This window comes from Synechococcus sp. PCC 7336 (assembly GCF_000332275.1).
In the GTDB taxonomy this organism is placed as follows: domain Bacteria; phylum Cyanobacteriota; class Cyanobacteriia; order Thermostichales; family PCC-7336; genus PCC-7336.
The window spans coordinates 730,992-749,531 of the sequence record NZ_CM001776.1 but is presented as its reverse complement, the minus strand read 5'-3'; the positions used below and the strand labels follow the sequence as shown (position 1 = coordinate 749,531).

At 54.1% G+C, this 18,540-nt stretch carries 18 protein-coding genes; 10 read left to right on the top strand and 8 right to left on the bottom strand.

Translation table 11 applies throughout. From position 1 onward, the window contains the following. Positions 1-202: 202 nt before the first annotated feature. The 3 genes from SYN7336_RS03665 (at position 203) to gltX (ending at position 3,007) form a co-directional block, all read left to right on the top strand. Positions 203-781 carry a hypothetical protein gene (locus SYN7336_RS03665; protein WP_017324567.1) on the top strand — a complete coding sequence of 193 codons (579 nt, stop codon included), beginning with the start codon at positions 203-205 and terminating at the stop codon, positions 779-781. A 287-nt stretch (positions 782-1,068) separates the two neighbouring features. After that, a complete protein-coding gene (locus tag SYN7336_RS03660) occupies positions 1,069-1,479 on the top strand; it encodes a DM13 domain-containing protein (protein WP_026100665.1) in 411 nt (136 codons plus the stop codon). A 91-nt stretch (positions 1,480-1,570) separates the two neighbouring features. Beyond that, positions 1,571-3,007: a glutamate--tRNA ligase gene (gene gltX / locus SYN7336_RS03655; RefSeq protein WP_017324565.1), complete on the top strand. Its 1,437-nt coding sequence runs from the start codon at positions 1,571-1,573 to the stop codon at positions 3,005-3,007. Positions 3,008-3,021: 14 nt separating this feature from the next. Here gltX and SYN7336_RS03650 read toward each other — a convergent pair whose 3' ends face one another. Then, positions 3,022-3,609 carry a hypothetical protein gene (locus SYN7336_RS03650; RefSeq protein ID WP_017324564.1) on the bottom strand — a complete coding sequence of 196 codons (588 nt, stop codon included), beginning with the start codon at positions 3,607-3,609 and terminating at the stop codon, positions 3,022-3,024. A 179-nt stretch (positions 3,610-3,788) separates the two neighbouring features. Between SYN7336_RS03650 and SYN7336_RS03645 the strand changes: the two genes are divergently transcribed. After that, the gene (locus tag SYN7336_RS03645; protein WP_017324563.1) at positions 3,789-4,259 is read left to right on the top strand and encodes a hypothetical protein; all 471 of its coding nucleotides are present in this window, start codon (positions 3,789-3,791) and stop codon (positions 4,257-4,259) included. Between the two features lie 168 nt (positions 4,260-4,427). Continuing rightward, on the top strand, positions 4,428-4,697 hold the full coding sequence (locus SYN7336_RS03640) for a type II toxin-antitoxin system ParD family antitoxin (RefSeq protein WP_017324562.1): 270 nt from the start codon (positions 4,428-4,430) through the stop codon (positions 4,695-4,697). Between the two features lie 191 nt (positions 4,698-4,888). On the opposite strand, the gene SYN7336_RS03635 is transcribed toward SYN7336_RS03640, so the two are convergent. Together SYN7336_RS03635 and hypF are read right to left on the bottom strand one after the other, a co-directional pair. Further along, positions 4,889-5,125 (bottom strand): HypC/HybG/HupF family hydrogenase formation chaperone, encoded by a 237-nt coding sequence (locus SYN7336_RS03635; protein ID WP_017324561.1) that lies wholly within the window; start codon positions 5,123-5,125, stop codon positions 4,889-4,891. 35 nt (positions 5,126-5,160) lie between these two features. Further along, the gene (hypF, locus tag SYN7336_RS03630; RefSeq protein WP_017324560.1) at positions 5,161-7,629 is read right to left on the bottom strand and encodes a carbamoyltransferase HypF; all 2,469 of its coding nucleotides are present in this window, start codon (positions 7,627-7,629) and stop codon (positions 5,161-5,163) included. A 347-nt stretch (positions 7,630-7,976) separates the two neighbouring features. Between hypF and SYN7336_RS03625 the strand changes: the two genes are divergently transcribed. From SYN7336_RS03625 to SYN7336_RS03615, 3 genes are read left to right on the top strand one after another with little or no spacing between them, the layout of a single operon-like run. Next, positions 7,977-8,384, top strand: coding sequence for a VOC family protein (locus SYN7336_RS03625; RefSeq protein WP_017324559.1), 408 nt, complete (start codon positions 7,977-7,979; stop codon positions 8,382-8,384). 53 nt (positions 8,385-8,437) lie between these two features. Beyond that, positions 8,438-10,090: a response regulator gene (locus SYN7336_RS03620; protein WP_017324558.1), complete on the top strand. Its 1,653-nt coding sequence runs from the start codon at positions 8,438-8,440 to the stop codon at positions 10,088-10,090. A gap of 12 nt (positions 10,091-10,102) precedes the next feature. Further along, positions 10,103-11,509, top strand: a complete 1,407-nt coding sequence (locus SYN7336_RS03615; protein ID WP_017324557.1) for a sensor histidine kinase — start codon at positions 10,103-10,105, stop codon at positions 11,507-11,509. Positions 11,510-11,538: 29 nt separating this feature from the next. Here the strand turns inward: SYN7336_RS03615 and SYN7336_RS03610 are convergent, their stop codons facing one another. Then, a complete protein-coding gene (locus SYN7336_RS03610) occupies positions 11,539-11,778 on the bottom strand; it encodes a GUN4 domain-containing protein (protein ID WP_017324556.1) in 240 nt (79 codons plus the stop codon). A gap of 175 nt (positions 11,779-11,953) precedes the next feature. Between SYN7336_RS03610 and SYN7336_RS03605 the strand changes: the two genes are divergently transcribed. Further along, positions 11,954-13,321 (top strand): MATE family efflux transporter, encoded by a 1,368-nt coding sequence (locus tag SYN7336_RS03605; RefSeq protein WP_017324555.1) that lies wholly within the window; start codon positions 11,954-11,956, stop codon positions 13,319-13,321. Here the strand turns inward: SYN7336_RS03605 and SYN7336_RS24275 are convergent. Together SYN7336_RS24275 and SYN7336_RS24270 are read right to left on the bottom strand one after the other, a co-directional pair. Further along, complete coding sequence (locus SYN7336_RS24275) at positions 13,311-13,895, bottom strand: hydrogenase maturation protease (protein WP_051039736.1); 585 nt, start codon at positions 13,893-13,895, stop codon at positions 13,311-13,313. The genes SYN7336_RS03605 and SYN7336_RS24275 overlap by 11 nt on opposite strands. 224 nt (positions 13,896-14,119) lie before the next feature. Further along, positions 14,120-15,694, bottom strand: coding sequence for a tyrosinase family protein (locus SYN7336_RS24270; RefSeq protein ID WP_017324553.1), 1,575 nt, complete (start codon positions 15,692-15,694; stop codon positions 14,120-14,122). A gap of 297 nt (positions 15,695-15,991) precedes the next feature. Here SYN7336_RS24270 and SYN7336_RS03590 point away from each other — a divergent pair, with 297 nt between their 5' ends. Further along, on the top strand, positions 15,992-16,195 hold the full coding sequence (locus SYN7336_RS03590; RefSeq protein WP_017324552.1) for a type II toxin-antitoxin system HicB family antitoxin: 204 nt from the start codon (positions 15,992-15,994) through the stop codon (positions 16,193-16,195). A gap of 322 nt (positions 16,196-16,517) precedes the next feature. On the opposite strand, the gene SYN7336_RS24265 is transcribed toward SYN7336_RS03590, so the two are convergent. Beyond that, entirely contained in the window at positions 16,518-17,519 is a 1,002-nt protein-coding gene (locus SYN7336_RS24265; RefSeq protein WP_156820011.1) for a RimK family alpha-L-glutamate ligase, read from the bottom strand. Then, positions 17,516-18,493 (bottom strand): hypothetical protein, encoded by a 978-nt coding sequence (locus tag SYN7336_RS03580; RefSeq protein ID WP_017324550.1) that lies wholly within the window; start codon positions 18,491-18,493, stop codon positions 17,516-17,518. Before SYN7336_RS03580 ends, SYN7336_RS24265 begins: the two co-directional genes overlap by 4 nt. Between the last annotated feature and the right edge of the window lie 47 nt (positions 18,494-18,540).

Below are 18,540 nucleotides of genomic sequence, written 5' to 3'. Positions count from 1 at the left end.
TTTATATACAGATTGAAGCCCACATCTTCACTCCTGTCCAAATGTGTAGGTTTCCAAATGTGTAGGTTTCCAAATGTGTAGGTTTCCAAATGTGTAGGTTTCCAAATGTGTAGATTAGGTAATGCGACTGGCCGCTTTTGTCCTCAATACCTTTTTCTTTCAATATTGTATGGATTAATTATACAAACAGTGGGGCTATACCATGACATCAAACCAAACAACCGTCGAGGAGCGTCGATTTAGTGACATCGACACTTGGATGCCAACTGGCAGAGGCACAAATCTTCCCGAGGTCTTACAAGGTATTTATTTTATGGATGGGAATCCTCTTCCAGAAGATTGTTTGACCCTACACTCAACCTGGAATGCTGAGACTCGCACTCTGGAGTTTCCGGCTTACGGTCCGCTCCAGTGGACCTTTCATCCAACGGAGGAAGGACGAAACCTTCTGCAGAGTCTACAAAATGGGCGTGGGGTCGTTCAAATCCGTTTCCAGGATGACAACCTGAGACATGCCGTCGTGATTCCCATTTTTAATGGCGTACCTGTTCCGAGATGGAGAATGAAATGGACGATGACTCAAACTCCAGACAGCGAGCATGGAGAAACGTGGAATCGTAGAAATACTATCTTCTTTGGGCTTATCCCCCGAGGCGGATATACGCTTCGCAAGATTGTTGACCATACTGGTCAAAAAACAGCGGCATTTGACAAAATGCTGGCTCAGGTGCAGGAAACGTGTCTCGTTGTTGTCGATCGAGATACCCATGACTCATTCTAGACACTCATCGCCAGCAACTGCCCAAAGCTATTCGGTATCGCAAACACTTCATTGTAGCTCCTCTTTGAATGCGATGCTGCTAAACGTTCGATGTTAAATCCTAAACTGGGCGATCGGTTTACGTCAGTTCGACAGGTGTCTGGCCCGAATGGCACTGAAATAAGCTCAACTATGTAGTCAGCTGAAGAATCGTCTTGTTCTATGACAGTACTATGACAGTATATTTATGACGATAGAGATCGCAGTGCTCAGAACACTACACATCCTTGAGAATCGGAGGCGACACCATGGGTAAAGTCAAGTCTTTAATGCTTACTGCACTGGTGACAGCATTGAGCTTGGGTCCTCAAGCTTTTGCACGAGCTGAAAGTGTAATAGCGGGTGGTGAAGTTATTCACACAGCCAGCTTTACCGGTCAGAGCAACCATACTGTCAGTGGTCAAGTTCAGCTCGTTCGTCGAGGAGAAGTGTTCTATTTGGTATTGGGCGATGACTTTTTATTCGATGGTGCCCCCGACCCACGGCTTGGTTTTTCTGTTGACGACCAATTTGTAAAGGACAGCCTTTTTACAAGCTTGAACTTGGACAGTGGCCTACAGGTCTACCGCCTACCCCCTACGCTAGATGTGTCTAACTTTGATGAAGTGACCATTTGGTGCGAGAAGTTCAGCGTACCCCTTGCAGAAGCAAAATTCTAAGATCGTTGCAGCCAGTAGATTCATCCACCTGCCTGACAAACGTTCCCGCCACACACTAGGATGTTGGGTGGCATTTTGAGGGGAACTCTCTGTGACAGTTCGCGTGCGCATTGCACCTAGTCCGACCGGAAACCTACACATCGGCACTGCCCGAACGGCAGTCTTTAATTGGCTGTATGCCCGCCGTCACGGCGGTCGCATGCTAGTTCGCATCGAAGACACCGATCGCGAGCGATCGCAACCTCGCTATACCCGCAATATTTTGGAAGGGCTGTCTTGGTTGGGTCTCGACTGGGAAGAAGGCCCCTTCTACCAAACCGATCGCCTCGATCGCTATGCCGAGGTGATTCGAGAGTTACTCGATCGAGGACTCGCCTATCGCTCCTATACCAGTGCCGCAGAACTCGACGCCATGCGGGCTGCCCAAAAAGCAGCCGGAAAAGCGCCGCGCTACGACAATTGCGATCGCCACCTCACCCCAGAACAGATCGCCGCTTACGAAGCCGAAGGCCGCCAACCCGTCATCCGCTTCAAGATTGAAGAGCCCCTCACTGTCAGTTGGAACGATCGCATTCGCGGCGACATCTCTTGGAACAGCCAAGATCTCGGCGGTGACATGGTAATCGCCAAAGCTGACGGCCAACCCCTCTACAACCTCGCCGTCGTCGTGGACGATATCGACATGGGCATCACCCACGTCATTCGCGGCGAAGACCACATCGGCAATACCCCCAAACAAATCCTGCTCTATCGCGCCCTCGACCGAGAGCCCCCCGTCTTCGCCCATTCCCCCCTCATTCTCAACCCCGAAGGCCGCAAACTCTCCAAGCGAGACGGTGCCACCTCTGTGGCTGAATTCCGGCAAATGGGCTACTTGCCAGAAGCCTTGAAAAACTATCTCGCCCTGCTGAGCTGGTCTTCCCCCGATGGGGAAGAAGTCTTTGCCCTCGAAGACGCTGCCGAGGTGTTTGACTTCGATCGCGTCACCAAATCCGCTGCCCGCTTCGATTGGGACAAGCTCAACTGGCTCAACAGCCAATACCTGCGCCAACTCTCCCCTGCAGAGCAAGTGGAACGGCTAACTCCCTTTTGGGCTGCTGCTGGGTTGGCGATCGCGGACGTGCCCGAGCCCCAGTGGCTCGAAGAGATGGCTGCGTTAATTTCAGAAGGCTTGACACTATTGACCGAAGCCGCCCCCCTGAGTCGCTATCTGCTCCAGCAGGAGTTGCTTTACGCCACCGACGCGATCGCGCAGTTACGGTTGCCCGATGTTGCTCCGGCGATCGCCCGCGTCGCTGAAGCCACAGCAGCGATCGACCCCACAACCCCCGCACTGGGGGATGCTCTCAAAACAATGGTGGGGGCTGTCGCGAAAGAGCGGGGTGTGAAAAAAGGTTTGGTTATGAAGTCGCTGCGGGCTGCCCTAACGGGATCGCTGCGCGGTCCCGATTTAATGGCTTCTTTTAACCTTTTGCATCGGCGGGGTTGGGCGATCGAGCGCCTGCAAGCTGTGGAAACATTGCAATAAGCAGACTGCCGAACTCAAGGAACTAATGTCAGCGGGCTATCCAGTAACAATCGAAAAGGTTGCTCTGCATTCAATACAATTGTGCGGGGAGCCGTTACATTGCCCGTCGTAGACCCTAACGCTGCCCCGGCGAGCACCGAAGCGATCGGAACTCCCCCGGTTAATGCTGCACTCAGCACCGTACCGGCAACTGCCCCAATCCCTGCATCGATCGCGATCGCTCCGGCCGACACTTGGCCGGGATCTTTGACATCGTGCAGCAGCGGCGAACTGGCTCGAATGTTATAAGCTCGTCCGTCCAGAATCATTAACGTGCCTAGAAACTGAGCTCCTCCCGGTCGCGGGTGCAATTGGCCCCGCACTGTCGTGCCGGGGGGAATAGCCAGAACACCTCTGGCATCGTAAATCGGCTCCGTTACCGTCAGGCTGATGGGATGAACGGCATCATTGCTCAACACTTGCTCTCCCGCTGTACTGGCCACAGTCAGTTGAGTACCGGTTTGCAGGCGCACCACACCCACATCCAGTTGGGTTTGAGCGGCAACCGGCAGCAGCATCGCAGGAGCCAATCCGATTGCCACAGCCACAAGACCGGAAAACATCGAGTGGGAGATCACAGCAGCAGCTCCTTTCAGTTCGGCGAGGACAAACCTATTGTGACCGCTCTTTAGAGTGAAGGCTTCTCATATAGTGTCATTTTCCGAAATTTCTCTTAGAGAAACACTATTAGTACGGTTAAGCCCCCTGAAGGGAGGATCGCACCCTTAACGACCTGAATTCGATGGCTCTGCATGGCCCTCACCCCCGACCCCTCTCCCTGGAGGAGAGGGGAGCAACAGCCTCAAACCTGCAATCTACGGTTCTGTTCCCCTTCCCCCAGAATTGTAGGAATTTCGCAACAGGGTTAGCAGCACTGGGAGATCGCGATCGCCGCTTCTTCCTCGAAGATGTCAACGCCGTCATCAATGCCCCCAACTTCTACCGTGACGGCAACGCCTACTTCGCAGGAGTCTGGGGACAAGCAGAAACAACCGCCCCTCAAGGGCAAACCCAGATCCTCAAAGCCCTCAGCCACACCCCTCTCTCCCTCGCCGAACTCTTCGAGAGATTGGGCTTAACCGCAGCAGAAAGTCAAGCGGCGATCGCCACCTTAGAAAGCCACGATGTCATTGCCAGACAGGCGGATGGAACCTATATCTACACCGTAGAATTGATGCGGCGCTGGGTCGTTCAAAATCTAGACACCTTATAGATAACTCAACCTTGCTGGACAGGGCCGATTGCAATCTCGCACCCACAAGTTTGAATGAGTGGGATTGTGCGGTAGAAAGCCCTTGACCACTGCCCATAAGAATGCGTGTAACGTTCCCTGGGGTTAAAATCGTAAGCAAAGCTATCGATCGCTCATTCAATTTCCTCAATGCAAATCGTCTTGGCACCCGAGCTAGAGCAGTTAGTCCAACGCCAAATTGCCAGTGGTAAATACCATTCAGCGATTGAAGTCCTCACAGCAGGTGTGCATTTACTCGAACAGCACGATGACATCTATCGAGGGCGGCTGCAGGAACTTCAACAGGAAGTCCAGATTGGTTGGAATGCGGCTCAACGAGGAGAACTCGTCGAGGGTGCTACTGCTATGGCTCAGATTCGGGCTAACTTGAAAAAGCGTCATCCATCAGAAAGGGAATGACGCCTCAGTTTTTTCTAACTCAGCCTGCGATTAAAGATATTGAGGCGATTGCAGACTATAAACTTCATTTGTGTTGAAACTTGGAGTTTTCAGACTAAATTCGGTTGAATTTGACGCGGGTTTGAATCCTATTCTCCGGGCAGACATGGCCCCACTCGGTTTCAATCGCCAGTGCAAGCCCATACCGGCAACTATTGACCGGCCTGCATTTGCTGCACGTCTCGCAACGTTTGCTCCGCCTCCCACTCATCCACGATCGCCAGTGCAAACCCCGCATGAACCAGAGCATAATCGCCCACATTGGCCTCGGGCACATAGGCCAAGCTAATGGTTTTGACCGCTCCGCCGAAACTCACTTTGCCCGCGCGCAGCAGGGGATCGTCTCCTTCGAGAATACTGAGAATTTTGCCTGGAACGGCTAAGCACACGGCGTTTCTCCCGAAATGAAACTCTGCTGCTGGCTTTACACCCTGTCTGGACCGCGCTGTAGAACATTGGCCGCAGCCACAAGCTGTCCGATCGCAATTCCCCCATCATTTGGCGGAATCTGGCGGTGCCAGTAGGGGTGCAACGATTCCTCTCGCAAGCGCTGAGTCACCCGCTGGAGCAGGTAGCGATTTTGAAAGCAGCCACCCGTCAATAACACCCGATCGCATTGCGACGCTTTAGCAACAGAGACGATCGCCTCCACCAATCCATTATGAAACTTCGCCACAATCTGTCCTAATGACAAACCTGCCCGAGCGTCGCTCAACAGGGCTGTGACGAGTGCGGTCCAATCCAAACTTGCTGGTTCTGGAGCATCCAGTCCTATCAAAGGGATCTCGTAGCTTGCCGAAGTGCGAACTCCCGCCAGCTGAGCCTCTAAAGCCATTGCCGCTTGACCTTCAAACGTAGCAATGTGTTTTAAGCCCAGAATTGAGGCGATCGCATCAAATAGGCGACCGACACTGGAGGCAAGCGGCGCGCGATAGGAATTCCGCAACATCGCCCGCAACACTGGGAGATCGCGATCGCTAAATGCCTGAAGGCCCCTACAATCCCGCTGCTCGAACAGCGCCTCCCCAAACACCTCGTACAGCAACCCGATCGCCGATCGCCTGGGTTCTTTGATAGCCCGTTCGCCCCCCGGCAGCCGAAATGGGCGCAGGCGAGCGAACCGTTCGAATCCCGCCTCCGCGACGCGCAAAAACTCGCCCCCCCAGATCGTCCCATCGCTCCCGTAGCCGGCACCATCCCACGCAACTCCGAGCATGGGAGAGTCCATCGAATTCAGAAGTTGATTGTCAGCCATGCAGGCCAAGACGTGGGCGTAATGGTGCTGAACCCGAATGACCGGCAAGCCCAGCCCCTCGGCCATGTGAGTAGAGCGGTAGTCGGGATGTAAATCGCAGGCCACAGCCACGGGCTGCAGGTCGTAGAAGCTTTCGAGATCGGCGATCGCCCGTTCGTAATGCTCGACGGCGGCCACCGTTTGCAAATCCCCCAGATGCTGGCTCGCGATCGCCTGTCCTGCCACCGCCACCGCGACAGTATTCTTCAGATGTCCCCCCAAAGCCAGCAGACATCCCCTAGCCCCTTCCCCCCTCGCGAAGCGTGGCGTCAGCCGTAATTCCGAGGGAAGGGGAACCGAACCGCAGATTGAGGATTTCAGACTGTTTCTCCCCTCTCCCTGGGGGAGAGGGGCCGGGGGAGAGGGCAATGCAGCGCCATCGAACCCAGCAGAAATCGGCAAGGGAGCATAGCCGCGAGCTCGCCGCAAAACCATCTCTCGCCCCGCCACCCCGCAAACGACCGAATCGTCCACGGCTCGAGCAATCGGACGGTTGTGAACCAGAAACAGATCGGCAACTCCCGCCAACGTTCGCAGCGCTACTGATTCATCAATGCAGAGGGGGTCTCCCCCCAGGTTGCCGCTCGTGGCCACCACCGGACAGCTCAACTCCTGCATCAAGAGGTGGTGCAGTGGGGTGTAGGGCAGCATGACGCCCAAATATGGAGTTTCGGGGGCAATATTGGGGGCTAGGTTCGGGGCAGGGGTGGCTTGTCTGCGCTGCAGCAGGACGATGGGCGCGGCAGGCGATCGCAACAGTCGAGCTTCTACATCGGATAGATGACAGTGGACACGGACCGCTTCGAGAGAGGGATACATGAGTGCAAACGGCTTGTCCGGTCGTTGCTTGGCCAAGCGCAATTGCCGGACTGCAGATTCGCTCTCGGCGATCGCCATCAAGTGAAATCCCCCCAAGCCTTTCACCGCGACTATTTTGGCTTGGCGCAGCGCTCCGATTGCATCGAATAGGGCATCGTCCCAGTCGGCAAGAGCATTCCCCTGTCGATCCCACAGTTCTATATGGGGGCCACACCGAGGACAGGCATTGGGTTGGGCGTGGAAGCGGCGATTGCCCGGATCGCGATATTCGGTCTCGCAAGCAGCACACATGTGAAAGTCAGACATGGTGGTGCGATCGCGATCGTAGGGGAGCCCTTGCAGGAGGCTGAAACGGGGACCGCACTGGGTGCAGTTGGCGAACGGATATCGATAGCGACGGTTGTCGGGATCGCGGATGTCTTGCAGGCATTCGGGGCAGGTGGCTAAATCTGGCGAGATGGCCGCTGTTATGAGGCCCGAATGGCTGGAGCGAATGCTGAAATTTCTATAGCCAAAGGGTTCTAGCCAGTCCTCTCGGCAGCGGGCGATCGCTGCCGCAGGCGGCTTGTCCGACTGGAGTCGGCGAACGAATTCGTGCAGTAGAGAACTTTCCCCTTCAACTTCGATCAGCACGCCCTCGCCCGAATTGCGCACCCAACCCTCTAGCCCTAAAGCGATCGCGAGACGGTATACGAACGGACGAAACCCCACCCCCTGAATGGTGCCGCTGAGGGTGAGGCGCAGTCTTTGTCGAGAACAGTGCGAGGGCGTTCTATCCACGTCAGTCAGAACTCCACGGAATCGCCAGAATCAATTGCTCTGATGCCGCAGCTTGAAGTTGTCGCAGCTTGAAGTTGTCGCAGCTTGAAGTTGTCGCTGGCTGGCTAGCCTATCAGCTCCGCCGCTTTCAGCGATCCCGAAGCTGACAGGTTCGACAATGTTCGACAATGTGAGGCATCTTTAAAGGTGACTTCGCGCCCCGAGCAGATCTGCTTTACGATACAGTCGCTGCTGCCAGACAGCAATCTGAACGGTTCAATCCATCGAGCGAGAGTGCTTTCGAGCTCGACGATCCGCGAGTTCACTGTTGAAGGCGATCGCCTTTTGTCCGGGAGAGAGATCGATTCATGCATTTTCAATACATTTACACTCGGCTGAATGTCGAAAATTTTCAAACCTGCAAAGCCTTCTATCGAGATGTGTTGAAACTGAGCATTAAGTTTGAAGATGACATGGACGAATACGTAGAATTCGACGCAGGCTCTATTCGCATCACTCTGTTCAATCGCAAAAAACTCGCTGGCTTTATTACCAGGGATGACTCTCTCAACTACGACACCCACAGTGCCCGTGTGGTTCTCTCATTTCAAGTCGGCAATATGGAAGAAGCGATCGCCTATCTCCGAGCTCGCGATATAGCAATACTCAATCCACCAACCAGCTATCCAGATCGAGGCTTTATCTCCACCTGTTTTCGCGATCCAGATGGCAACCTGATTGAATTAGAGCAAATGACAGATGTGTCGATCGTATAGATCTTCGATCTTCGATTGCAAGAACAGATTCAGATCGAAAGTAGGACCCCCCGATGGATAAGCCTGTTATTTTGACGATTGATGACGACCCTGCGGTGCTCCAGGCGATCGCCCGAGATCTGCGCAAACAGTATGGCGATCGCTTTCGCGTTGTGCGGGCCGACTCCGGTACGACAGCCCTAGAGGTGTTACAGCAGCTCAAGCTGCGAGGCGATACTGTCGCGCTGTTCTTGGCCGATCAGCGCATGCCAGAGATGAGCGGCGTCGAGTTTTTGAACCAGGCAGTAGACGTTTTTCCGCAGGCCAAGCGAGCACTGCTGACCGCTTATGCCGACACGAATGCAGCCATCGATGCCATTAACACCGCCCAACTGGATTACTACTTGCTCAAGCCCTGGGACCCGCCGGAGGAAAAGCTTTACCCAGTGCTGGACGATCTGATGAATGACTGGCAGGTCGGGTTTAAGCCCGAGTTTCAGGGGGTCAAGGTGATTGCCGATCGCTGGTCCCCCGAATCTCACGACTTGAGGGATTTTTTAGCTCGCAACCAAGTTCCCTATCGTTGGCTAGATATCGAGCATAACCGCGAGGCTCAGCAATTGGTGACCTACGCGGGGGAAAAAGACAATCCCTGCTTGCCAATGGTGCTGCTTCCTAACGGCGAGAAATTAGTCAAGCCCAGCACCACTCAGTTGGCTCAGCAAGTGGGCATGCAAACCGAGGCCAATCGACCCTTTTACGATCTAGTTATCGTCGGCGGCGGTCCGGCGGGGCTCTCCGCCGCAGTTTATGGCGCTTCGGAGGGCTTGCGCACAGTGACGATCGAGCGTCAGGCCCCTGGCGGACAAGCGGGTAGCAGCTCCCGCATCGAAAACTACTTAGGCTTTCCGGCAGGTCTCAGCGGCGGCGACCTGGCCCGACGAGCGGTGACCCAGGCCAAGCGCTTTGGCGTAGAGATCCTGACCCCTCAGGAGGCTAAAGCGATTCGACTGGAAGATAATTACCGCATCATCACTCTGTCAGATGGCAGGGAGGTTAGCTGTCACGCGGTCATTCTGGCGATGGGAGTAACCTGGCGGAGGCTAACTGTTCCGGGCATCGAGCAGTTTACCGGAGCAGGGGTGTATTACGGTGCCGCCCAAACCGAAGCAGCAGCCTGCAAAAATGAGGACGTTTATGTGGTGGGTGGGGCAAACTCCGCCGGTCAGGCGGCGATGCATTTTTCCAAGTACGCCCGTAAGGTTCGCATGCTGGTGCGGGGCGAGTCGCTCGCCAGGGGCATGTCCCGGTACCTCAGCGATCGCATTGCAAGCACCGACAACATCGAAGTATTGCCCTGCCACAGCGTCATTGAGGCGCAAGGTGGCGATCGCCTCGAACAGATCTCGGTCAAAGACTCTCAAACTGGCGAGGTCAAAACCTTTGACACCAGCTCCCTATTCATCTTCATCGGCGCAACCCCCGGGACGGAATGGCTCGATGGCGTGGTGCAGCGGGACGAGGGAAGCTTTATCTGCACGGGACCCGATGTGTCAGCCGCTAGCCCTTGGCCGTTGAAGCGCGATCGCTTTTTGCTCGAAACCAGCGTCCCCGGCATCTTTGCGGTCGGGGACGTGCGCCACGGCTCGGTCAAGCGGGTAGCTTCCAGCGTGGGCGAAGGGTCGATTTGCGTTTCGTTCGTGCATCGCCACCTAGCAAATGTTTAGCGGGTTGCCCCCATGCTCTGTTCGGAATCCTTATTGCAACTAGAAGCTTTCCAGGCCCTACCTGCCGAGCGGCTGGAGTGGATCTGCGATCGCGTCGAGCACATTCATCTGGCCCCGGGCGATGTGCTCGTGCGCGAAGGCGAACCCACCAAAGGATTCTTCATCCAGCTCAGCGGCCAAATCACCGTCAGCCGTCTGAGCCAAGGCATCGATATGCCTATTGGCCGTCACGAAAGCCCTTCCTTCTTTGGCGAAGTTCAGGCTCTTACCGAAGACCTCGTGCCTGTCACCCTGACTGCCGACACCGATACAGACCTCTACCGACTCAGTTGCAATGACTTTCTGGAGGTGCTTCACAGTTGCCGCGAGTTCGAAAAAGACATCTTTCGCACCGTCAGCAGTCGCCTGCGCGGTTTGGAGTCTTTCATCCGCAACCGGGAAAAAATGGCTGCTCTGGGCACTCTCTCCGCCGGATTGGCCCACGAACTCAATAACCCCGCTGCTGCCCTCGTTCGCGTCCTCAAGGATGTCAAACCCGCCCTGCTCGAACTACAGCGCATGAACCTGGTGTACGGCCAACGGCAGGTGGATGAGGCCCATACTCAGCAGTGGGTGGAGGTGCGCGATCGCGGTTTCGAGGCGATCGCCAATCCCAAAAATGACCCCTTGGCTCAGGGCGATCGCGAGGATGCCCTGACGGACTGGTTGGAAGACTACGGCGTAGAAGATGCTTGGAAGTTAGTCGACCCCCTTGCCGCTGCAGAGGTCGAGCCTGAAACTTTAAACTCGCTCGTGGCCCGCTGGCGCGACGACCCCACCGAGCTGCGAGACATGGGTCTGCGCTGGCTGGCCCTGTCTTTTGACGTGATGGGCATGATTAAAAACGGGCTGGATGGGGCCGAGCGCATCTCCACGCTGGTGCAATCGATGAAGTCCTATTCCTATATGGACCGTGCTGCCCAGCAGCGGGTCGACATCCACGACGGCATCGAAGACACCCTGCGCCTGTTTGCCTTCAAACTCAAGCACGGCATCAAAGTCGAACGACACTACAGCCAAGCTCTACCGGAGATCGTGGCCTTTGGCAGCGAGCTCAACCAGGTTTGGACTAACCTGATTGACAATGCCATCGACGCCCTTAGCGAAGCAAACCCCGACGCTGCAACGCCCACGATCGCCATTCGCACCTGCCAACAGGGCAATTGCCTCCGCGTTGAAGTAGAAGACAACGGCCCTGGCATTCCTGTCGAGATCGAAAACCGAATTCTCGAACCCTTCTTCACCACCAAACCCATGGGCAAGGGCTCCGGTCTGGGGCTCGATGTCGTGCGGAGGGTGGTCGAAAACCGTCATGGCGGCAGCCTCGCGATCGAGTCCGAGCCGGGACGGACCTGCTTTGCAGTATTATTGCCCCTTTAAGATCCGCTCTTGTCTGGCATTAGAGCCTTTTATGCTTCTCTGGAGGAAGCCCCATTCAACTCGCAGGCGAGCAGTCGCCCCAAAAAGAAACTGGTCATTTTCGCTCCGTAAGGAGAGTTCCACCAACGGGCAGGTAGGCTGCCTGCTGGCGCATCTAAGGAATAATCGAGTTCGTCGCAGCGACGCCAGCGATCCCCTCCGCGCCAGCCCAGGCGATCGCCCCACGCTTTGAAACCTCGAGTGTTCCCCGAGGCTCTGTAGCTAGGCAAAGAAAGTCTCAGGCGGAAAATACTCGACAGCCTTTCGGGCTAAAACTTCCAGATTGGGAGGTGTGAATTTGACAGCAGTTCGGGCGATCGCCTCGAACCGATGGCGACCTCGGATAGATGACTTGCACGGGGATTCCTGTCTTAGACTGACGGGAGAAACCATCGGCAACGATCTATGAAACGCACACTGACTGAAGGCCCTGTGGGCTCCCAGCTCTTCAAGCTGACGCTGCCGATGGTGTGGGGCGTATTTGCCATCATTGCATTCAACCTGGTCGATACCTACTTTATCGGTCAACTGGGCACAGCACAACTTGCGGCCATGAGCTTTACGTTTCCAGCAGTCATGACTCTGGGCAGTTTGGCAATGGGGTTGGGTGTCGGCGCGTCATCAGTGATTGCTCGGGCGATCGGCGAAGGCGATATGCGTCGAGTGCAACGGTTTACGACCAATAGCCTGACCCTGGCGCTGACGGTGGTCATTCTGTTCGCAGCACTCGGATTCTCGACCATTGACCCGCTCTTTCAGTTGCTCGGGGCTGGGCCGGAGGTCATGCCCTTTATACGGGAATACATGCGCATTTGGTATTTCGGCATGGTGTTTCTGGTGGTGCCGATGGTGGGCAACAGTGCCATCCGCGCTGCAGGAAATACCCTGACGCCCAGCATCATCATGACCCTCGCAGCAGCACTGAATATTGCCCTCGATCCGCTGCTCATTAATGGGGCGCTGGGCTTTCCTCGACTAGAGCTGCAGGGGGCAGCCCTAGCAACAGTGATTGCAAGAGCGATGACGCTGGTGGCAGCCTTGCTCGTGCTGCGCTTCAAAGAAAATATGCTTTCGATGCACCTGCCAGATCTAAAGGAAACTTTTTGGTGCTGGAAGGACATTTTGAGCGTCGGTTTGCCTGCAGCGGCATCGAGCGCGATCGTGCCGATTTCTATTGGCGCGATCGTCAGTTTTTTAGCGGTACACGGACCCGCAGCGGTGGCAGGATTTGGTGTGGCTTCGCGGATGGAGTCGTTTGCCCTGATTGCGGTGGTGGCACTGTCCGCGAGTATTGGTCCGTTTGTGGGACAAAATTGGGGGGCGCAGCAGTTCGAACGGGTACGGCTGGCGCTACACATGAGCTTTCTATTCTGTCTGGGGTGGGGCTTGTTGATGGCAGGTGGACTGGGACTGGGGGCGCGATCGCTCTCGACAATCTTCAATCGAGACCCAGAAGTTGTTGCCGTGGCAACACTCTATCTCTGGCTGGTTCCCATTAGCTATGGTGCAGCAGGCATTATTCAGGTGGCGAGCTCGGCATTCAACGCTATGGGAAAACCAATACCGTCGATTGTGATGACGATTGCTCGCATGTTTGTCCTCTATTTACCGCTGGCTTATGTAGGCAGTCGAGTTGCTGGACCCATGGGCATTTTTGCAGCAGCACTGGTGTCCAATCTGGTAGTGGGGCTGAGCGCTTATTGGTGGAATCGGCGGACTTGCAATTTGAAGCCTGCGGTCGAACTTGCTAAACGTGAAGTGCTCAGCCACTAGACCTGTCGCGAATTAGATTTTGCTTCTCCCGCTGGTGAGTTTCGATCGCTTTAGCAACAACGTCGATCGCCTCGACAACACCTTGTTGAGCTGTCTCGGAGAGGCGATCGCCCAAGGCAAAATTGACTCCCGGCACCAATATCCACCAGGCAGGCGGACAGTGCCCGTAGAGCTGTTCGGCCAGAAATAAGAGCGATCGGGGCTCGCTGATGTGGCTGTTGTAGGGTTGGGGCGATCGCGGTTCCAAGGCGATCGTCTGGACGGATGCGGCAGGGTCAGCAGGATAAGCATCGACAAAGATCGCCAAGCTGACACTGGCAATGGAGCAAGCCAGTTCGGGGGTGAGTTGATGGACGCAGAGGGTGCTGACGCCAGGTGGAGGATTGCGGGCGATCGCCTCCACCACGCGCCTCCCGACCCAATCGTCACTGCGCAGGCTACTGCCAAACCCAACGATCAGGATTGAGGACTGAATAACTTGTCCAACCTGCGTTGGGTGGCTCTGCATGGCTCTCACCCCCGGCCCCTCTCCCTGAGGGGAGGGGAGTAACAACCGCAAATCCTTGTTTGACACCCTATTCGATCCTCGTTCCTTAGCCTTGAGCGATCCGGCGATCGCTCTGCCCCGATCCTGCGCTCAAACTGTTACCTAAAAAACCAGTTCCTGAACCAGACCAAATTGAACCAACAGAGGTCAATTTGTGGTAGATGCCAACAGCGATCGCCACCAGCCCAGAATGACTTGAATTTCAGTAGCAGTACCGACAGCGTCAAATGAGGGACGGTCCTGCAAGTTTGCTATTTTAGCTTGACCACATCGGGAATGAAGTTTTCCCGTAGGTTTGGACCGCGATGCTGAATATCAAAACTGAACGTGGCCCCCTCCACCTCATCGGCAGGCACATTGCTCAAAGAGAAGTGGGCAATCACTTCTTGGTGGGTCAAGCAATTAGCACATCTGACCACATTGCGGCGACTGAGGACGGAATAGTGACCGAGATAGTACTTCTTCCCACTAGCCACGGTCGCATAGGCCAGCAACACGAACGAGCCTTGGAAGTGGGCGCGATCGATCCCCCGCACCATCAATGTCTGCGTACTAAACCCCGCCACCTCCTCCTCTGGGGCAGCGGGTTTTTCCAACGAGCCAGAGCCGTAGGTAAAGCCCAGATCCTTTTCGATGTTGACGCAGTCATTGGATGTGAAGATTGTCCCGAAGTTATCTTTGGCGAACGGGTAGAGAGGGGTCTCTAATGTGAGTTTGGTGCCGGGGGAAATCCCAGGAGTCGGTCCCTGACTATCGCTAGAACTCGTGCCGTAAAAACCATCAATAATCTCAATCTTGTCGGTCTTTCCATTTTGCTTCTGCCACAGCCAGAACATGCGATCGACGTTGCAATGGTGGAAGAAGAAAATTGGATCGAGTCCGGCGGTGTTGTTTTCCCCCATATCGCCATTAGCACCAGCAATCTGTCCCGATTCTCCAGCACCAGGCAGATCGAATCCGCCTACAGACAGGTGAATGTCATTGTGCGGCGCTTCTAAAGGGGTTACCGGAATGCGATCGGGATGATCTAAATGCCACTGACCGGCGGAGGTAGTGTTGGAGAAGACGGTGTAGTTGGGAGTCTTGAGGCAACGTTTGAATTGCCAGTAGATGCCGTTCTTTTTGGGGTTTGGGTCACTGGGGCTCGGTCCAGAGGTATGCGGTCCCGCACCGTGCAACCAAGCAGTGACATTTTGATTAAGGAGTTCGGTGTTGACGGATGAGTGGGGATATTTTGCGTTGTGGGCATCGGTTGCTGCGCGGGCTTCCGGCGTACCCACCAAGCCGGATAGAGGATATCGCACGGTCTCGTAGCCTGCGGGTTTAACATAATCCTGGTCGTCACCGGGCAATTGATCGGAAAGGGCTTCTGGCAAAACAAACGATCTCAGCGGGTTGTCGATTAGCTTGCCATCCAGTTCGAATTGTTCTTGGGTAAGGACGGTAGGGATCCCATGTTTCAGGGTTTCTTCGCTGGTTTCATCCCAGAAGGGCATGGTGACATCGGGTACGATGCTTTGCAAAGCTTGCTCTATTTTGTAGACGTAGACTCGGTGCCAGGTGGGAAAGAGCACGTTGCCGTGGTTGCAGTAGCCGCCCCAGTAGGTGTATTGGTCGGTGGTAGATAGATTATCGACGGCCTGTCGGTATGCGAAGGGTTCGCCGTGGTAGCCGCCAAGAACAAAGAAGGAGCGTTTGTCAGTAGCGGGAAGGGCTTGGATTCCTTGCCAAGCCCGAACGAGATCTTCAAGAGGTTTTTTGTTGCCGTTATCGTATTGCTCTTGAAGGTAACGGACTGAGTGCCGGACTTTCGGTTCAAACGACATAGAGAGCTTGTCCTATTGTGAAGACCTCATGATTATATTTCCTCTATCTTCTTTAATCATCTATAGAAATACGTTTTTAAAAGTTACTGAGCTACTTTACTAGTCTTATATTGACAAATGACGTTACCTATTACACATCTAGAGGGGGCCTTCTGCTGTCGAAGATTGTGGTTGTCAGCAACATAGAAACCAGTCCAATAGATGGAAAATCATCTTGACTATTGCTATTTTTCTAGTTCTAACGGATAGTGATAGATTTTTGGTATCTTATAGGTGCTCAACTAGCCGGGAGGTCTCATGTCACAGTCTTTCATCTTGGAGTATTGGAATGATGATGATTGGTTTGTTGGTCGCTTGAAAGGCGTTCCTGGAGTTTTTAGTCAGGGGCAAACTCTTGCAGATCTGGAGGAAAATATACGCGATGCCTATCAACTCATGGCTATAGAAGCGGAGCCTGCACCGGCAGAAGCAAAAACCAAGGAACTTATCCTTGAAGTATGAAGCGTAAAGGGTTTATTCGTGAACTAGAGAAATCTGCTTGTGTTTTGCATCGGCATGGCTCAAGACATGACATTTACCTGAATCCAGCAACAGGAAAAAATCTCCCATACCACGTCATACTGAGATCGAGAACAGCAACCTACTTGCCTACGGCGCTATAGCCGCCTGATTCTGTCCGAAGTTGTTGATAAAAAACAATAGAAAGACGCTTTTTTTTGGTCATACGGAGCGTACCAAAAATGGTACAAAGAATCAATCGATTGCTTGACTCTCCTTTGAGATAGTAGCGCTCAAGGGATGTTAAGTACCCTTTTCCCAATCCTCAATCGGTACGTCGTAACTGTACAATCCATTTCCGAATCATTTCACCAATTTCTACCGCAGGGTCCAGGCCTTTTGCTGCATACAGTTCGGGATAATTACCTGGAGAAGTGTTCTCATCGATCGCCATCGGCCCTTCCTCTGTCCAGATTGTATCGAAGCCGAGGATAGGACAATTCAGTGCTCGGCTGGCGCGATCGACCAGACTGATGTGAGCCTCTTGCAAAGGTTGTAGTTTGACTTCTCCACCCCGTTCGCTAGCATCAAAAACCTTATAGCCTTTCTCTCCTAATGGCACCATTTTGCTGGCTTTCTTCTGATAGCCATACATGATGCGATCGCCACACAGCGTGATACTGGTCCATCGTTTGGGGTCATTTTCGTAGTAGCGCTCTAGCAAAAAACCGCCATCCACAGAGTAGATGGTTGTCGAACGAATATAGCCAACGAGATCGCGCAAGAGTGCGGCACTATCCACCAGCGTGACTCCCTTGCCCCAACCGCCTCGCCGAGGTTTGAGTAGAGCGAGTTCCCAGCGTTCTAATAGCTGCTCTACCTCGACAGGAAAACTGGGGCCGCGAACATCAAACAGGACGAATTCCGGCACCCGCACACCTGCCCGAGCCAATTCCAAATGAGCCGTATATTTATCTACGGCAATTTCCCAACTCCAGGGATCTGGCAAGACAGGAATAGACTTCGCTAAAGTCTTCAGGACTTGCAAGTGGTAGGCATTGGGAGCTCGGTCTATCTCACAATACCAAAAGTATCCATTTAGCTCGTTGAGACAGACATTTTGGGTCCAGACGCGGCCTTGATGAATGACAGCATCGCGAAAGTCCAGATCGGTATGCAAGACGCAGTCTGGAAACTCGTTTAAATAGGCGATTAAGTTTGTCTGTATCGGCTGTCGCAAACATCCCCAACAGTTGGGATTGTTGTAGTTTGGCTCGCCCACTTGCGGGCGTGGCGGGATGCAGATTCCAACCTGTAGTGGTTTCACAATTGTAAAAGATATTCGAGTATAAGTTTAGGAATATCGTGCTGTTTTCTTTCTGAAAAAGTATGATGCAGCCATTGGGGTTGTGCGTTGACTTCTAGAGCTACAGTATGATTTTCCTTCGGATCGGCTTGAGGATTGGGAGAAATTAAATCTAAGCCAAAAATATCCAGAGGTAGACTGTGGGCGAGACAATCGACCCAGGCTTGATAGCGTTCGTGTAAAGTGTCCGTGACATCGATCGCCATTCCCCCCTGCCCGATATTCGCAACTTGTTTGACGGTCACCTTTTCCCCAGCGGCAGGGCAGTCATCCACTGTCATGCCAGCCTTTTCTAGCAACTGTAGCGTTTCATCATTGACGAGCAGCCGATTTTGCGGATTTTGCGTTTGGATCGAGCGATCGCGATCGGCCATGAGTTGCCCGATAGAAGAATGGCCATCTCCGGTTACATAGGCGGGTTCCCGAATGCAAGCAGCCACAACGCGATCGCCGATAACCTGTAGGCGCAGATCGTATCCGTCAGCCTGCTCTTCGATGACGAGCGTATCGGACGCAGCCCGTTGAATTGCCGTGTAGAGGCTCTCGATATCTCTCAGCCCCATAGTCACCCCTTCGCCGTTTGTACCCAGCGTAGGTTTGCAGACGACTTGGCTGCCGCTGGGAGCATCGGCCCAGAAAGTCTCTAATTGTTGTTGAAGGTCTGCAGCGTTGCGATCGAGCTGAATGCTGCGTGGGGAAGGGATACCACATTGGCGAAAAACTGACTTTGTGCGGTGTTTGTCGGCACAGAGCGCATCCACCTGTGGGGTTAGGCCGGGGTAAATACAGCCTTCAACAATCGTTACGCTCCGCTCGCGAGTGCGATAAATGACGCGGTCGCAGGGACTTTGAGACGGGTCGCCATCATAAATCGTTTCTATGCCAAGTCGCCGAGCAGCTTTTATCAAAGCTTGTTGGTGTGGATCCGCGCTCATACGGTTTTTCTCTAAACTTGGAGGGCACGCCAACCCAAAACGCCTCA

Excerpts from the sequence above, each read along its gene's own strand:
- SYN7336_RS03590 (WP_017324552.1), top strand. The coding sequence starts at position 15,992 with ATGTCACAGTCTTTCATCTTGGAGTATTGGAATGATGATGATTGGTTT.
- SYN7336_RS03650 (WP_017324564.1), bottom strand. The coding sequence starts at position 3,609 with ATGTTTTCCGGTCTTGTGGCTGTGGCAATCGGATTGGCTCCTGCGATG.
- SYN7336_RS03580 (WP_017324550.1), bottom strand. The coding sequence starts at position 18,493 with ATGAGCGCGGATCCACACCAACAAGCTTTGATAAAAGCTGCTCGGCGA.
- SYN7336_RS03615 (WP_017324557.1), top strand. The coding sequence starts at position 10,103 with ATGCTCTGTTCGGAATCCTTATTGCAACTAGAAGCTTTCCAGGCCCTA.
- SYN7336_RS03640 (WP_017324562.1), top strand. The coding sequence starts at position 4,428 with ATGCAAATCGTCTTGGCACCCGAGCTAGAGCAGTTAGTCCAACGCCAA.
- SYN7336_RS03605 (WP_017324555.1), top strand. The coding sequence starts at position 11,954 with ATGAAACGCACACTGACTGAAGGCCCTGTGGGCTCCCAGCTCTTCAAG.
- SYN7336_RS03660 (WP_026100665.1), top strand. The coding sequence starts at position 1,069 with ATGGGTAAAGTCAAGTCTTTAATGCTTACTGCACTGGTGACAGCATTG.
- SYN7336_RS24270 (WP_017324553.1), bottom strand. The coding sequence starts at position 15,694 with ATGTCGTTTGAACCGAAAGTCCGGCACTCAGTCCGTTACCTTCAAGAG.
- SYN7336_RS03665 (WP_017324567.1), top strand. The coding sequence starts at position 203 with ATGACATCAAACCAAACAACCGTCGAGGAGCGTCGATTTAGTGACATC.
- SYN7336_RS03625 (WP_017324559.1), top strand. The coding sequence starts at position 7,977 with ATGCATTTTCAATACATTTACACTCGGCTGAATGTCGAAAATTTTCAA.
- SYN7336_RS03645 (WP_017324563.1), top strand. The coding sequence starts at position 3,789 with ATGGCTCTGCATGGCCCTCACCCCCGACCCCTCTCCCTGGAGGAGAGG.
- SYN7336_RS03620 (WP_017324558.1), top strand. The coding sequence starts at position 8,438 with ATGGATAAGCCTGTTATTTTGACGATTGATGACGACCCTGCGGTGCTC.